We start from the raw sequence: 14,571 nt of genomic DNA, 5'->3' as shown, positions 1-14,571 counted from the left end.
AAAAAAGTGTTGGTTGGTTAATATTGCTAGAGGTATCAATAAAAAACCCCGGTCTGGAAAGATCGGGGTTTTTATTTAATCAAACTCATGGGGGAGGCCGTCCAAACTGACGGTATTTTTCTTCTCCCAATATTTTTTCAGACCACTTTCTCCTTGTTTTTGAGCCCAATCTACCAATTCTTGCCGTTGGTGTTGGTATTCCATAATGGGAATCCCCATACCGCATGAGGTCTGTACTTTTTCAATATGTACATCTATTAACTGCCTACCCCCAGCAATCTCAGAGAACAACCCAATATGCTCTTCCCACTCAGGACTTTTATAGGAATAGACCTTTGCTGTTCCGTACAATCGTAAAATCAAGGGGTCGCCGTCAAAGGCACAGAACATAAGGGTAATTCGGTTTTTGTGCTCCAGATGGATGGCCGTTTCATTGCCACTTCCGGTAAGGTTAAGCCAAACGACCCGTTGGGAATTGATCACCCTAAGTGAATCCAATCCCTTTGGGGACAGATTCACGGAACCCTCTTCCATGGCCGTAGCCACAAAGAACATTTTTTGGTTTTTGATGAATTCAATCAGCGGCGGGGTCAGCTCTGGGATCTGTCTTCCCATATCACCATCTAATGATTACACTTCCCCAAGTAAAACCGCTTCCAAATGCAGCCAAGACCACCAAGTCGCCTTCTTTGATCTTCCCTTGTTCCCATGCCTCTGTAAGGGCAATGGGAATGGAAGCCGCCGTGGTATTCCCATAGCTCATGATGTTGTTGAATACTTGATCATCGGAAAGTCCAAACTTCTTTTGAATAAACTGTGAAATACGCAAATTGGCTTGATGGGGAATCAGCATATCAATATCCTGCGGGGTCAAATTATTGGCCGCCAACCCTTCCATGATCACCTCACTGAAACGGACCACTGCATTCTTAAAGACAAATTGTCCGTTCATGTATGGAAAATAGGAAGTGTCCTCTTCACCGCTATCCACATCGGCCAAAATATCGTTCACCCAACGTTTTCCCATCCCCGGGGCAATCAATGAAAGTTCTTCGGCATGTTGCCCTTCGGAATGCAAATGGGACGATAAAATTCCTTTAGACGTGTCCTCTTCACGGGTGAGTACCGCAGCTCCGGCCCCATCCCCAAATATTACCGACACTCCCCTACCTCTAGTGGTCATGTCCAACCCATGCGAATGCAGTTCGGAACCAATGACCAACACGTTTTTGTACATGCCACTTTTAATATATTGATCCGCCACGGATATGCCATACACAAATCCAGAACATTGGTTGCGTATATCCAAAGCACCTACCGTCTTGATATCCAAATCGCGCTGCACCAAAACCCCCGGGCCTGGAAAGTAATAATCCGGGCTTAAGGTGGCAAAGACGATAAAATCGATGTCGTTCTTATCAATCCCCGCCCTTTCAATGGCTTTTTGGGCCGCTTTCACCCCCATGGAAGTGGTTGTATCGGTACCCTTAACTACATGTCTACGTTCCTTGATACCGGTCCGCTCTTGGATCCATTCGTCATTGGTGTCCATTATTTTGGACAAATCATCGTTGGTGACCACATTTTCAGGCACATAGAATCCCAGTCCTGATATTCTTGAATTGTACATTATCCTATCTTTATAAATAAATTATCAAAAATTAGGGGCTATTTAACCGAAAAGTAAAAAATATATCCTTAGAACTGCACATTTATCAACAAAATAAAACTTTCAAGCCTTAGGGAACTGCCCATGGAAAAAAGAAATGCACTCCCTAGCGAAAGTGCATTTCCAACAACCTAACCAATAAATAAAAGTGCGTTATAGATAATCCTATTTCATAGCAATTTTTTCTATAACAATTTAAAGATACATATTTTGTTTAACTTATCATTAAAAAAGATAAACAAAATTATGTTAAATTTTTATCTCGCTCCCATGTCAACCATCAATGTCAGTTTGTCACCTTTATCAGTATGGTATTTTTTTTGTCCTGATGGCGTAAAGAAAATGTAAAAACAATGGCAACAGGTAAAATCAATGTTTCAGTAGAGAACATCTTTCCCTTGATCAAGAAGTTTCTGTACAGTGATCATGAAATCTTTTTGAGGGAGCTTATTTCAAATGCAACGGATGCAACCCTAAAGCTAAAGCACTTAACTTCCATTGGCGAGGCCAAGGTGGAATATGGAAATCCCATTATCGAGGTCAAGGTGGACAAGGACAACAAACGCATCCACATTTTGGACCAAGGGGTCGGGATGACCGAGGATGAAGTGAAAAAGTACATCAACGAAGTGGCTTTTTCCGGTGCGGAGGAATTTTTGGACAAATATAAAGATGCCGGCAAGGATACGGGAATCATAGGTCACTTTGGTCTTGGTTTCTATTCGGCCTTTATGGTTGCGGAAAAGGTAGAGATCATCACCAAGAGCTTTAAGGACGAACCGGCAGTACATTGGGTCTGCGATGGTTCCCCCGAATTCACCCTAAAAGAGGCGAAGAAAAAAGACAGGGGCACGGAAATCATCCTTCATATTGCGGAGGATTCAACCGAATTTTTGGAAGATGCCAAAATCCGTGAACTGCTGACCAAGTACAACAAGTTCATGCCCATTCCGATTAAATTTGGAACCCGTACGGAAACACTTCCCAAACCCGAAGGTGCCAAAGAGGACGAGCCGGCTCCAACAAAAGAGGTGGATGATATCATCAACAATCCCACTCCGGCGTGGACCAAGCAACCTACCGACCTTAAGGACGAGGATTACAAGAATTTTTATAGGGAACTCTATCCCATGCAGTTTGAAGAGCCTTTGTTTCACATCCACCTGAATGTGGACTACCCCTTTAACCTGACCGGGATCCTGTATTTTCCCAAGTTGACGAATGACCTCAACATCCAGAAAGACCGGATACAATTGTACCAGAACCAAGTGTTCGTTACGGATAATGTGGAAGGTATCGTTCCTGAATTCCTGACCATGTTACGCGGGGTCATTGATTCCCCTGACATTCCCTTGAACGTATCACGATCTTATCTGCAGGCCGATGGTGCCGTAAAGAAAATCTCTTCCTACATCACCAGAAAGGTCGCCGATAAGTTGAGTTCCCTGTTCAAGAACAACCGGGAGGATTTTGAACAAAAATGGAACGACATCAAAATCGTCATTGAATATGGGATGCTTTCCGAAGACAAATTCTTTGAAAAAGCCGATAAGTTTGCCCTATACCCTACGGTGGATGGCAAGTTTTACACTTTTGAGGAATTGGAAGCCAAGATCAAGGACAACCAGACCGATAAGGACGGCAAATTGGTGGTACTCTATGCTTCGGATATGGAAGCACAGCACAGCTACATTGAAGCCGCCAAGGCAAAAGGCTACGACATTTTGTTGATGGACTCCCCTATTGTTTCGCATTTGATGCAGAAACTGGAGAGCTCCAAAGAAAATCTATCCTTTGTCCGTGTGGATTCTGACCATATTGACAACCTGGTCAAAAAAGAGGATTCGGCCATTTCCAAATTATCCGATGAAGAAAAAGAGCGATTAAAGGAAAATCTGGAGAAAGTCATCAGTGCCGATAAAGGGTATACCATTCAATTGGAGGCCATGGACAGCAATGCTTCCCCCTTCATCATCACTGAACCGGAATTTATGCGCCGTATGAAGGAAATGCAGCGAACCGGAGGTGGTGGAATTTTTGGCATGGGGAACATGCCCGATATGTACAACCTCATCGTGAACACCAACCATGAGTTGGTAAGCGAGATATTGAATACCAAAACCGATAAAAAGAGGGAACGTTTGATCAACCAATCGTTGGATTTGGCCCGGTTGAGCAAAGGATTGCTAAAAGGCGAAGAGCTCACCAAGTTCATTAGCCGTAGCTATGAGATGATTAAATAAACACCTACCTACAACACTACTGTCACATCGAGCGCAGTCGAGATGTAATTCCTCTACATCCTAAAAAAGAGTTCTCGACTGCGCTCGAACTGACAATTTCCCTTTTTGGTATCCGTTTTCTTATTTTTAGGACATGGAAACCCCTTGGCACCTTTATGCAATGGCCGTACTGTACTTGGTTGCAGGGTTGGCCCATTTTATATTTCCCAAGATATATTTGCGCATTATGCCCCGCTATCTTCCCTATCCCAAATTTTTGGTGTTCTTGAGTGGTGTGGCCGAGATGATTTTGGGCCTGGGCCTATGTTTTCAGGTGACCAGAAACCTGAGTGCCTTCGGAATCATTGCCATGCTGATCGTATTTCTAACGGTACACTTTTACATGCTTTCCGGAAAAAAGGAGGCTGCGGGAATTCCCAAATGGATTTTAGTTCTCAGGATTCCACTACAATTTGTATTGATGTACTGGGCCTATGTTTATATATCAGCTTAAGGTCCCGTGTTGGTCCAAATAGCGTTTTAGCCAAGGTATCTGGACAAAAAACAACACTCCGAAGAGCAAGACGGCATATAGGGTCACTTTGGAAGCGGTATATCCCTCCATCCAACGCCATGTATTGGAGAAATCCAAATTCCAATGTATGTTTTTGAACCACCCTTGATTGGGATCAAGACCATAGGTCATGAGCAGATAAACAAACCCAGCCACAAAACCCAAAAACAGAACTGTGAGGAGTTTTCTGGGCAAAAGGGGTTGGGCTACAAACACCTGCTGTTGGGATTGCGCCTCAATCTTTGCCATGAGCTTTTCGGTAAAATCCGGTGAGGGCGACTCCAAGGAAGTTTCCCCCATGACCTTGTCTACAAATGTTTCCAGTTCCTTTTTTTGTTGCTCATCCATTGTTTTGAAGTATTTCTTGTTTTAGGTGGGCTTCCAATACCGCTGCCAACTTCTTCCTTGCCCGGAACAATCGCACCTTTAACGAATTTACCGGAACATTCAATATATTCTCAATTTCCAAAAGACTTTTCTCCTCAAAATAAAACAAGGTCAAAAGCCCTGCGTCCTCGCTGGGCAACTTTGCCAGACATTGCCCCACAAGCCTTCCCCGTTCTTCCCTGACCATTTTGTCCAAGGCCGTATCCATTTCCGTAAAGACAAAATCTTCCATTTCGCCAACATCCAAAAACGTCCTGCTCTTCCGCAACCGTATCCGGTCCAAACAGGCATTGTAGGCAATTCTATAGATCCATGTCGATATCTTGGAATCACCTTTAAACCGCTCCAACGAATGGAATACCTTAATAAAGGTATCCTGTGACACCTCTTCGGCCTCTTCCCTGTTGCCCAACATACGAAGCGCCAAGGTATAGACCAAATCCTTATATCTATTGACCAATTCAGAAAATGCACGGGTATTCCCCTTGCGGATGCTTCGGATCAATTTTCTTTCTTTGGCGGTCAACATTGAAGATTGGACGTTCAACCCATGGTTTTGGTTACATCATTTCCACTTTTTTTATGGAACCCTGTAACCTACGTCATATAAATCCCGTCATAAGCTAAAAACCAAAAAAGTATAATCATTAAAAACGAACAATCATGGGATCTGAAGTAATCATCTTACCCGTAATTTTTGGAGCAGTCTTCGCGATTGCCTATCTGTATTATTCAACCCGGAACAAAGAGCGAATGGCTTTGATAGAAAAGGGAGCCGATGCCAGCATCTTTTTTCAGGGAAAACGGGAGGGCAAAGTTCCTTTTTGGAAAATCATCCTAATCAATGTGGCCCTACTTTTTATAGGTATTGGCATAGCCATTTTCATGGCCGCCTTTCTGGTGTACAACTTGGGAGTAAATGAGGATGTAGCCTATCCCGGAACCATTTTCTTTATGGCAGGAGTTGGGTTGTTGGCAGGATTTGCTGTCGCCAAGCGGTTGGAAAAATAGTATAGATCCAAGCTAAAACACGATGAAAAACCATCGCAGATTGCGGTGGTTTTTTTTACCTTGTAGGCATGCAAATCATCTCTACCAACTTAGGAAAACCCACTGAAATTTCTTGGAACGGCAAGCTGATCACCACGGGTATCTATAAATCCCCTGTGGACACTCCCTTACTTTTGGAAACCGAAAATGTATCGGGGGATACCATTGGAGACCCCAAGGTGCATGGGGGTTTCTACAAGGCCTGTTATTTGTTTTCGGCCGAACAATATCCGTATTGGAAGGAAAAATACCCTCATTTGGATTGGAATTGGGGCATGTTCGGTGAAAACCTGACCATTAAAGGACTGGATGAATCCCAAATTAGGGTAGGCAACATTTACAGATTGGGGACTGCGCTGGTCCAAATAACCCAGCCCAGGGAACCTTGTTTTAAGCTCGGTTTGAAGTTTGGCTCCCAACAAATCCTGAAACAATTTATAGACCATGGATGGCCAGGGACCTATGTTCGGATTTTGGAAGTGGGAAAAGTAAGTTCCGGTGACACCATGGATTTAGTGGAGGAGTCTAGCAACCCATTGACCACCCAGCAATTCTATAGACTTTTGTACGACAAAGAAAAAGACCAATCTATTCTAAAATTGGCCATCTCCAATGATTCCCTCCCCTTGCACAAAAGGGAACGACTTAAAAAATTTCTATAAAAAAAAGGGGCCAAACGGCCCCCATGCACATAAAAATTAACTAAACAAACTATTTTACAACCATGGTCTCTGTGTAAGTTCCCAACTTATCGACCACAACCACGGTGTATTTATCTTCAAAGGCTTTTTCAAAGTTGAATGCTTTTTCAACAACCACTTTTCCATCTATGGTTTCATTATAAACCAACCTTTTCTGACTGTCATATACTTTAACCGTAACTTTTTCCTGTGATAGGTTCAAAAGGTTCATCATCAATTTCCCTCCCTTTTTCACAAAAACGGGCTCTACCTTCACATTCACCAACTTCAATTCCACCTCACTTTTGGCATTTCCTTTCTTATCCAAAGAAATATTGGATGCATTGGCAAGTCCAATGGTAGTTGCAAAAAGGAACATCACCGCTACGATATATCTTTCTACTGTTTTCATAACATTTTGTTTTTTGGATTACACTACAAAGCTATCACAGGATATCCCTCAAAAACACTACCATCTTTTCCAGTATATGTACAATTTTACCCTATGATTATACTTAAAATTAGGTTAATGGTAAAATACCATACATTTTGGTTAATTTTGTGGAGACACCGTTTTATGGACCACTATAATTTTACATTGTGAAAAAGAATACGGCCAAAATGATTCAAAAACCTGCTTTTGAGGCAATTGCACCCAGTTTCGGACACTCATTCCTGTATCAGAAATTCAGTGAGCGGCATGAGAATAAGAACATTGGCTGGCATTACCACCCCGAACTGGAGCTGGTCTATATTAACGGAGGTTCTGGGAAAAGGCAAATAGGCAGCCATGTTTCCTATTTTAGAAATGGGGATCTTATCCTAATTGGATCTAATTTGCCCCATTGTGGTTTTACCGATAAGCTGACCGGCAATAAAAGTGAGACGCTGATACAGATGAAGGCCGATTTTTTGGGAAGCGACTTTTTCAGCATCCCGGAAATGAAGAACATCCAAAAACTGTTCGAAGTGGCCAAGGGCGGTATTGCCTTTTCGGGAAAGACCAAGATCAAAGTGGGTGAGAAAATGGAAATTCTGGAATACCAGACCGATTTTCAACGCTTGCTTTCCATTTTAAACATTTTGAATGTATTGGCCACCTCGGACGAAATCAAGGTACTCAACGGGGAAGGCTTTTCCATGGAAACGGAGGTCAAGGACAACGACCGCATCAATATTGTCTTCAATCACGTAAAGACCAATTTTAAAGAGGATATCAGCCTAGGTGAAATTGCAGACTTGGTAAGTATGACGGTCCCTTCTTTTTGCCGATATTTTAAAAAAATCACCAACAAGACCTTTACCCAGTTCGTGAACGAATACCGTTTGGTGCATGCCTCCAAACTATTGGCCGAACAGCCCATCAGCATTACGCAGGTGTGTTATGACAGTGGCTTCAACAACTTTTCGCATTTCAATAAGTCGTTCAAGGCCTTTACCGGACAAAATCCATCCGAGTATCGAAACCAGCTCAAAACCGTTTTGCAATAAATAATCTTGCTTAGCTGAAGAGGTCGTTCAAAACCTTGGCCAATCTTAGCCCTCCTTTTTGCAGTTGTTCAAACAAGATATCGTTGTGGTCATAGGTATACCGATAGCCGAGTTTTTCGCCAACCTCGGCAGATTCGTAAAGCGTGGCACATATTTCATGGGACTCATCCACCCAATCGTAAATGGTTCCCTCTTGAATCCTTTTGCGCTCTTTACGGGAAACCCCTCGGTCCAGCTCGGTGGCCATTTCGGTATAGGTCATTCCGTAGGATACGATCAAATCCTTGTCCCATACCCTATGTAGGTTGCTTCCTTGGCCAAACCACTGCACTTGGATATCGTTGCCTCCCTTGTCCTCTGCCCTACTGGCATGCATGGGTTGATGTAGATCTCCAATAAGGTGAACGAGCATTTTTAAATGAAAAACCCGGTCGGCCCTGCTATTATTCTTGTTCTTGACCACCTTGGTGCATTCTTCAATAGCGGTGACAATATCCCCGTACTTGCTTTTTTCTGAATCCACATATTTCATACCCAAGGGATAGTTTACATAGTGCCATGCCGAAAATTTGGAATAGGAACGATCCGCCTTGATTTCATCGGCATAGTTGGAAACAAAGGCCAAACTATGTCCATCCAAAAGGTCGTTCAAGGCCCTCTTGGCCTTTCCTGTCAAATGATTTTGTGCAATATGTCCCGTAACCCGGTGGCCTGTCTTGCCCCAAAAATTACCAAAGGAGCATAGGGGTATAAGTAAAAAAAGAAGTATGGCTTTTCGCATTATTCAAGGTTTGTCCAAAAGTAGGGAACTCTAAAACTAAAAATCGTGACAAGTAAACACCAATTTTTATAACCTACTATCAATGAGTGCACTTATAACAAAACTTTGGGATTTTTTTAACGAACCTAACACTTAAATTTGGGGCACCGACTAGACTCAAAACAATGCTAAAATTCCGTCTTGTACTTGCTACAACACTACTTCCTTTGCTATTTTTTGCGCAATCCCGATCCAAAAGCTTTACCGTTAAATTCATCAGTGACCCCATACAGGTAGATGGTGTTTTGGATGAATCGGTTTGGGAAATTGCGGAAAGCGCCCATGATTTTCAACAATATTTCCCCACGGATTCCACCTTGGCCGCCCAGCAGACCGACATTAAAATGCTGTACAATGCCACTACCCTTTTTATTGGCATAAAGCTCAACACCGAAGGAGACAACTATGTGATTCCCTCCTTGGAAAGGGATTATAGGGCCGGGGGGAATGACAATATCAGTTTACTGTTCGATACGTTCAACGATGGCACCAATGCCTTTCTTTTTGGTATGAACCCCTATGGGGTTCGGAGGGAGGCCTTAATTTCGAATGGAGGGTCCGGCCCAAGTGGATTCACCACTTCTTGGGATGTGAAATGGCAAGGTGAAACCCGATTGTATGATGGGTATTACGTATGCGAACTGGCCATTCCGCTTACCTCTTTCAAGTTTAAACAAGGCGAGACCAAATGGCGGTTCAACAGCTACCGATTTGATATGCAGACCAATGAAACCAGTACCTGGATGGAAATCCCCCAAAATCAATTGATCTATAGTTTGGCCTTTATGGGGGATATGGTCTTTGAAAAGCCCTTGGGAAAATCCCGTACCCCTATGGCCATCATTCCTTATGTCAATGGGATTGTGGGCAAGGATTACGAGAACGATAATGACCTCAGCGCCTTGAATTTTGGTGGGGATGCGAAGGTATCCATTGGCAACGGAATGAATTTGGACATTACGGTGAACCCCGACTTCTCCAACGTGGAGGTGGACAATTTTGTGACCAACCTTACCCGTTTTGAAATTTCGCTCCCAGAAAGAAGGCAGTTCTTTATTGACAACAGTGACCTTTTTGGGTCCTTTGGTAGTGAAGAGGATGCCAACCCATTCTTTTCAAGAAGAATTGGTATAGCCGAAAACCTGGAAGAAGAGACCATAGAGAACGGAATCATTGGTGGGCTTCGACTCAGCGGTAAGCTTAACGAAAACCTGCGATTGGGTTTTTTGACCATACAGACCGAAAAGGATGAGGCCAACCATATTGCCAGTAACAACAATACGGTACTCGCCCTTCAACAAAGAATGTTCTCCCGTTCCAACCTCAGTTTCATTTTTGTGAACCGGCAAACTTTTGACGACTATGATTTTTTGGAGGAAACGGACCGATACAACCGGGTTTTGGGATTGGACTATAATCTGGCCTCAGCGGACAATACGTGGACCGGAAAATTCTTCTACCACAAATCCTTTGCCCATGAAATAGGTTCCCGGGACGCAGCTGGTGGAATAAACCTCAACTACAATTCCCGTTACCTCAATGTTGGACTGAATGGTAATTTCATTGGTGAGGATTTCCGCTCCGATCTTGGGTTTATCCGAAGACAAGATGTGGTGGTGGCCAAACCTTTTGTAGAGGTAAATTTTTGGCCAAAGAAAGGAAAGTTAAATTTCCATGGTTTTACTTTCAACCCCAACATGGAGTGGAAACCCACACTGGATTATCAGAATACCGATTACTTTATATTTTCAGGATGGCAAGCACAATTCAAAACCCAGGAAGAGTTATCGGCACGTCTTTTTAACCGATTCACCTTCCTTACAGAGCCTTTTGACCCCACTGGGACCGATGGTGGTGTGGAGCTTCCGGCCGATCAAGGCTATTATTATACCAGTTATGAAGTGGAATTCCAGAGCGATCGCCGAAAGGTTTTCTCCTATGCCCTTGAACCCGGTTATGGCGATTTTTTCAATGGCACCCGATTCTCATTTGAAGGAGATATGAGCCTACGATTACAACCCAAGGTCTTTCTTGTCCTAGGACTGAATTACGACAGCATAAAACTCCCCGATCCGTATGAAAGTGCCGATATTTGGTTGGTAAGCCCCCGAATCAACATCACCTTCAACAAATCCATTTTCTGGTCTACCTTGATCCAATACAGCAACCAAAGGGACAATCTAGGTTTCAATTCGCGTCTGCAATGGCGCTTTGCACCCCTGTCGGACCTTTTTCTAGTCTATAATGACAACTATTTTGTAAATTCCTTCATGCCCAGAAGTCGGTCCATTAATTTAAAGCTGACCTATTGGCTGAACATTTGATCTAGAATCAGGTGAAGTAACCCTATCACAACCATTTTTGATTTTCCTATATTTGGGGCTATCACTATTGAAATTCTATGGATCAACTACCCTTTACGGAGGATACGGTCATTTTTGGACTCCTCTGTCTCTGCCTAGGTTTTGTTTTTTACACCTCCTCCCTCAACACCGGTTTTTGGAAAAAATTCTACTCCATTGTACCCACGGTACTCATGTGTTATTTGCTTCCGGCCATCTTGGCAAGTTTGGGCATTGTGGATGAATCCTCCTCACAGACCTATTATATCGCCAGTAGATACCTCCTGCCGGCAGCCTTGATCTTAATGACTTTGAGCATAGACCTCAAGGCCATTGCCAATCTGGGATCAAAGGCCCTTATTATGTTCTTGACCGGTACGGCCGGAATCATCATTGGTGGTCCCGTGGCCATATTGATTGTTTCCATATTTTCCCCTGAAACGGTCGGCGGCAGTGGTTTTGATGCTGTATGGCGTGGTCTGGCCACCATAGCCGGAAGCTGGATCGGGGGTGGTGCCAATCAAGCGGCCATGCTGGAAGTGTTCCAATACAACCAAGAAAACTATGGGGGTATGGTATTGATCGATATTGTTGTGGCCAACCTTTGGATGGCAGTGCTCCTATTGGGCATTGGCAAGACCAAGCAGATAGACCGCTGGTTCAAAGCAGATAATTCTTCCATTGAGGAATTGAAGGAAAAAGTATCCACCTATACCGAAAAGATTACTAGGGTTACTTCACTTCCCGATTTAATCATGATGCTGTTCTACGCATTTGCCGGAGTGGGCATTGCCCATTTTTTGGGCAACCATTTTGCCGGTTTTCTGGAAGACAATTTTGAAGTCATCCGAAACAAACAAAAAATTCTATCCTCCTTAGGTTCCCAGTTTTTATGGATGGTAGTATTTGCCACCGCCATTGGTATTGGGCTTTCTTTTACCAAGGCCAAAAACTACGAAGGTGCCGGGGCCAGCAAGATAGGCGGTATGTTCATCTATATTCTGGTGGCCACCATTGGTATGAAAATGGACTTGGGCAAAGTTTTGGAAAATCCAGGACTTATTGCGATAGGCTTGATATGGATCACCATTCATGCCGGACTTTTGATCTTGGTGGCCAAACTCATCAAAGCTCCCTACTTTTTTCTCGCAGTGGGCAGTCAGGCCAACGTGGGAGGTGCGGCCTCCGCTCCCGTAGTCGCTGCGGAATTTCATCCTTCATTGACCTCTGTGGGGATTCTTTTGTCCGTTTTTGGGTATGTTGTGGGTACGGCTGGCGCTTATTTATGCGCTTTGTTGATGGAAGTCGCCGCCAAAGTTTAAATATTTCAGAAGTTTATTTGATATTTGCCCTGCAAAATTTTTATTGATGAAGAGGTTATTGTTTGTATTGTCATTGGGAATGTTGGTTCTGTCTTGTGAAAAAAGTACAGAAAACACCATGACCGTTTCTGGAAACGTAAAAGGATTGAAAAAAGGAACCCTATACCTACAGCAGTTCAAGGATTCTACCCTTATGGTCTTGGATTCCCTGGAAGTTGAAGGAGATGGAACATTCAGTTTTTCAGAGGAATTGGAAAGCCCGGATATTTTTTACCTCTACTTGAAAAAACAGGACAATAACGACCTCAACGATCGTATTACCTTTTTTGGAGAGCCCGGACAGATTATTATCAACACCACTTGGAAGACCTTTGATATGGCCCCGGAGATATCTGGTTCCAAGTCCCATGAAAAATACCTGGAGTTCAATGAAATGATATCCAAATTCAACATCAGGGACATTGCATTGGCGCAACAGGCCACATTGCCGGAGTTTCAGGAAGATTCCACCGCCTTGGATTCCCTACAGAATTTGGCGGATATCAATCTGGTAAGACGTTACCGATATGCCCTTAACTTTGGTTTGAACAACGGAGATTCTTACGCCACCCCATACATTATGATGTCCGAGGCCAGCGACGCCAATCCAAAATATTTGGATTCCGTATACAACGCCCTTACGCCGGAAGTAGCCTCATCCAAATACGGAATGGCATTCCAAGACTTTCTAAGCAAGCAAGACTAACTTACCCGGCAAGATTGTTCAAGTCATTGACCAATTGTGTGGCCTTTTCCTCGAGTTGGGCCCGCACGCTCCTAAAATGAGCCTTTTGGTCATCAACATTTTTTTGGTTGATTTTGTCCATGAGCTCGTCAAAAGCTTCAATGGCCTTGTCAATGATGACGGTTCCCTCTTCGGATTCCTTGTTATCAGAGCCTGCCTCCCAAATGTAGACCGCTTCTATGATGTCTCCCAAGACAAAGTTGACATCCTTTTTTAAATCACGTATACTTGGCATACCAGTGTTTTTTATAAAGGTACTATTAAATGGTAACTTCCAAAAGTTTGGCGTTACGGGTATCTATATCAATCGTTGAACTGGAGGCTGCGACCAATACCGTCTCTCCTTTTTGAATGGATGCAGTGCCCCAATCATTGGTAATCTGTGCCGCTCCACCCACACACATGTATATGGTAAATGAATCCCTTAGGGATACATCCAGTTTTAGAGGTTGGGTCAACTCCAAAAAGTTGGTTTTAAAATAAGGACAGTCCACCATGGTATTGGTTTCATCCTTACCCTTTGGGTAATCTACCTTGAAATCGTTCTTACGCTCGTAATCAATGGCATCAACGGCCAAACTGGTATGGAGTTCCCTTAGGTTGCCATCCTTGTCCTTTCGGTCAAAGTCATAGACCCTATAGGTAACATCTGAAGTTTGCTGAATTTCGGCCAACAACACCCCAGCGCCTATGGCGTGTATCTTTCCGGTATTGATAAAATAAGTATCTCCTTCCTTTACCTCTTCATAATTCATCAAATCCAAAAGGGTACCAGATTCCAAGCTTTCGATATATTCGTTTTTTTCAACATCCTTGTTGAAACCCACGATCAACTGGGAACCGGGATTGGCATCCATTATGTACCACATCTCTGTTTTTCCAAAGGAATTATGCCTTTTCTTGGCCAAGGCATCATTGGGATGCAATTGAATGGACAAATCTTGTTTGGCATCGATGAATTTTATCAAAATGGGAAATTCATTCCCAAACCGTTCCACCACACTTTTTCCCAAAAGGCTTTCTCCTTGAAGGGATATCAGTTCTTGAAGCGAGGTTCCCTCAATAGCCCCGTTGGCCACTTCGGAAATATCTCCACTTACTCCGGAAAGTTCCCAGCTTTCGCCAGTAATATCACTTTCGATGGGTTTATTGAGTACATCTTTTAGTTTTGTTCCTCCCCAAAGACGTTCTTTGAGAATGGGCTTGAACTTTAAAGGGTATAAATCCATT

The 14,571-nt window shown here is 43.4% G+C and carries 16 protein-coding genes; 8 read left to right on the top strand and 8 right to left on the bottom strand.

What is annotated here, in order from left to right; all coding sequences use genetic code 11:
- Positions 1-75: 75 nt before the first annotated feature.
- Both F8C76_RS17340 and F8C76_RS17335 read right to left on the bottom strand, forming a co-directional pair.
- The gene (locus tag F8C76_RS17340; protein WP_152132811.1) at positions 76-615 is read right to left on the bottom strand and encodes a pyridoxamine 5'-phosphate oxidase family protein; all 540 of its coding nucleotides are present in this window, start codon (positions 613-615) and stop codon (positions 76-78) included.
- A 1-nt stretch (position 616) separates the two neighbouring features.
- Positions 617-1,630, bottom strand: a complete 1,014-nt coding sequence (locus tag F8C76_RS17335; RefSeq protein ID WP_152132810.1) for a 3-oxoacyl-ACP synthase III family protein — start codon at positions 1,628-1,630, stop codon at positions 617-619.
- A 392-nt stretch (positions 1,631-2,022) separates the two neighbouring features.
- On the opposite strand from F8C76_RS17335, the gene htpG reads away from it, so the two are divergent.
- Both htpG and F8C76_RS17325 read left to right on the top strand, forming a co-directional pair.
- Positions 2,023-3,912, top strand: coding sequence for a molecular chaperone HtpG (htpG, locus tag F8C76_RS17330; protein WP_152132809.1), 1,890 nt, complete (start codon positions 2,023-2,025; stop codon positions 3,910-3,912).
- Positions 3,913-4,045: 133 nt separating this feature from the next.
- The gene (locus F8C76_RS17325) at positions 4,046-4,405 is read left to right on the top strand and encodes a DoxX family protein (protein ID WP_152132808.1); all 360 of its coding nucleotides are present in this window, start codon (positions 4,046-4,048) and stop codon (positions 4,403-4,405) included.
- On the opposite strand, the gene F8C76_RS17320 is transcribed toward F8C76_RS17325, so the two are convergent.
- Positions 4,397-4,813, bottom strand: a complete 417-nt coding sequence (locus F8C76_RS17320; protein ID WP_152132807.1) for a hypothetical protein — start codon at positions 4,811-4,813, stop codon at positions 4,397-4,399. The genes F8C76_RS17325 and F8C76_RS17320 overlap by 9 nt on opposite strands.
- The gene (locus tag F8C76_RS17315; protein ID WP_152132927.1) at positions 4,806-5,381 is read right to left on the bottom strand and encodes an RNA polymerase sigma factor; all 576 of its coding nucleotides are present in this window, start codon (positions 5,379-5,381) and stop codon (positions 4,806-4,808) included. The genes F8C76_RS17320 and F8C76_RS17315 overlap by 8 nt, the downstream gene beginning before the upstream one ends.
- A 134-nt stretch (positions 5,382-5,515) precedes the next feature.
- Here F8C76_RS17315 and F8C76_RS17310 point away from each other — a divergent pair, with 134 nt between their 5' ends.
- Positions 5,516-5,863: a DUF6249 domain-containing protein gene (locus tag F8C76_RS17310; protein ID WP_129656146.1), complete on the top strand. Its 348-nt coding sequence runs from the start codon at positions 5,516-5,518 to the stop codon at positions 5,861-5,863.
- 68 nt (positions 5,864-5,931) lie between these two features.
- Positions 5,932-6,564, top strand: a complete 633-nt coding sequence (locus tag F8C76_RS17305) for an MOSC domain-containing protein (RefSeq protein WP_152132806.1) — start codon at positions 5,932-5,934, stop codon at positions 6,562-6,564.
- A gap of 49 nt (positions 6,565-6,613) precedes the next feature.
- Here F8C76_RS17305 and F8C76_RS17300 read toward each other — a convergent pair whose 3' ends face one another.
- The gene (locus F8C76_RS17300) at positions 6,614-6,994 is read right to left on the bottom strand and encodes a hypothetical protein (protein WP_152132805.1); all 381 of its coding nucleotides are present in this window, start codon (positions 6,992-6,994) and stop codon (positions 6,614-6,616) included.
- Between the two features lie 209 nt (positions 6,995-7,203).
- On the opposite strand from F8C76_RS17300, the gene F8C76_RS17295 reads away from it, so the two are divergent.
- A complete protein-coding gene (locus F8C76_RS17295) occupies positions 7,204-8,073 on the top strand; it encodes an AraC family transcriptional regulator (protein WP_152132926.1) in 870 nt (289 codons plus the stop codon).
- A 10-nt stretch (positions 8,074-8,083) separates the two neighbouring features.
- Here the strand turns inward: F8C76_RS17295 and F8C76_RS17290 are convergent, their stop codons facing one another.
- Positions 8,084-8,854: a S1/P1 nuclease gene (locus tag F8C76_RS17290; protein ID WP_152132804.1), complete on the bottom strand. Its 771-nt coding sequence runs from the start codon at positions 8,852-8,854 to the stop codon at positions 8,084-8,086.
- Positions 8,855-9,018: 164 nt separating this feature from the next.
- Here F8C76_RS17290 and F8C76_RS17285 point away from each other — a divergent pair, with 164 nt between their 5' ends.
- From F8C76_RS17285 to F8C76_RS17275, 3 genes are all read left to right on the top strand, one after another.
- Entirely contained in the window at positions 9,019-11,217 is a 2,199-nt protein-coding gene (locus tag F8C76_RS17285) for a DUF5916 domain-containing protein (protein WP_152132803.1), read from the top strand.
- 77 nt (positions 11,218-11,294) lie between these two features.
- Positions 11,295-12,557, top strand: a complete 1,263-nt coding sequence (locus F8C76_RS17280) for a DUF819 family protein (RefSeq protein ID WP_152132802.1) — start codon at positions 11,295-11,297, stop codon at positions 12,555-12,557.
- A gap of 46 nt (positions 12,558-12,603) precedes the next feature.
- Positions 12,604-13,302 (top strand): DUF4369 domain-containing protein, encoded by a 699-nt coding sequence (locus F8C76_RS17275; RefSeq protein ID WP_170284053.1) that lies wholly within the window; start codon positions 12,604-12,606, stop codon positions 13,300-13,302.
- A gap of 1 nt (position 13,303) precedes the next feature.
- Here F8C76_RS17275 and F8C76_RS17270 read toward each other — a convergent pair whose 3' ends face one another.
- Complete coding sequence (locus F8C76_RS17270) at positions 13,304-13,576, bottom strand: hypothetical protein (RefSeq protein WP_129656140.1); 273 nt, start codon at positions 13,574-13,576, stop codon at positions 13,304-13,306.
- Positions 13,577-13,601: 25 nt separating this feature from the next.
- Positions 13,602-14,570: a type I phosphomannose isomerase catalytic subunit gene (locus F8C76_RS17265; protein WP_152132800.1), complete on the bottom strand. Its 969-nt coding sequence runs from the start codon at positions 14,568-14,570 to the stop codon at positions 13,602-13,604.
- Position 14,571 lies beyond the last annotated feature (1 nt).

This window comes from Flagellimonas olearia (assembly GCF_009184425.1).
Lineage (GTDB): Bacteria > Bacteroidota > Bacteroidia > Flavobacteriales > Flavobacteriaceae > Flagellimonas > Flagellimonas olearia.
This window is presented reverse-complemented; position numbering and strand designations above follow the sequence as displayed.

Bases quoted from the DNA above. Each gene is read 5' to 3' on its own strand.
- F8C76_RS17340 (WP_152132811.1), bottom strand. From the start codon at position 615: ATGGGAAGACAGATCCCAGAGCTGACCCCGCCGCTGATTGAATTCATC.
- F8C76_RS17335 (WP_152132810.1), bottom strand. From the start codon at position 1,630: ATGTACAATTCAAGAATATCAGGACTGGGATTCTATGTGCCTGAAAAT.
- htpG (WP_152132809.1), top strand. From the start codon at position 2,023: ATGGCAACAGGTAAAATCAATGTTTCAGTAGAGAACATCTTTCCCTTG.
- F8C76_RS17325 (WP_152132808.1), top strand. From the start codon at position 4,046: ATGGAAACCCCTTGGCACCTTTATGCAATGGCCGTACTGTACTTGGTT.
- F8C76_RS17320 (WP_152132807.1), bottom strand. From the start codon at position 4,813: ATGGATGAGCAACAAAAAAAGGAACTGGAAACATTTGTAGACAAGGTC.
- F8C76_RS17315 (WP_152132927.1), bottom strand. From the start codon at position 5,381: ATGTTGACCGCCAAAGAAAGAAAATTGATCCGAAGCATCCGCAAGGGG.
- F8C76_RS17310 (WP_129656146.1), top strand. From the start codon at position 5,516: ATGGGATCTGAAGTAATCATCTTACCCGTAATTTTTGGAGCAGTCTTC.
- F8C76_RS17305 (WP_152132806.1), top strand. From the start codon at position 5,932: ATGCAAATCATCTCTACCAACTTAGGAAAACCCACTGAAATTTCTTGG.
- F8C76_RS17300 (WP_152132805.1), bottom strand. From the start codon at position 6,994: ATGAAAACAGTAGAAAGATATATCGTAGCGGTGATGTTCCTTTTTGCA.
- F8C76_RS17295 (WP_152132926.1), top strand. From the start codon at position 7,204: ATGATTCAAAAACCTGCTTTTGAGGCAATTGCACCCAGTTTCGGACAC.
- F8C76_RS17290 (WP_152132804.1), bottom strand. From the start codon at position 8,854: ATGCGAAAAGCCATACTTCTTTTTTTACTTATACCCCTATGCTCCTTT.
- F8C76_RS17285 (WP_152132803.1), top strand. From the start codon at position 9,019: ATGCTAAAATTCCGTCTTGTACTTGCTACAACACTACTTCCTTTGCTA.
- F8C76_RS17280 (WP_152132802.1), top strand. From the start codon at position 11,295: ATGGATCAACTACCCTTTACGGAGGATACGGTCATTTTTGGACTCCTC.
- F8C76_RS17275 (WP_170284053.1), top strand. From the start codon at position 12,604: ATGAAGAGGTTATTGTTTGTATTGTCATTGGGAATGTTGGTTCTGTCT.
- F8C76_RS17270 (WP_129656140.1), bottom strand. From the start codon at position 13,576: ATGCCAAGTATACGTGATTTAAAAAAGGATGTCAACTTTGTCTTGGGA.
- F8C76_RS17265 (WP_152132800.1), bottom strand. From the start codon at position 14,570: ATGGATTTATACCCTTTAAAGTTCAAGCCCATTCTCAAAGAACGTCTT.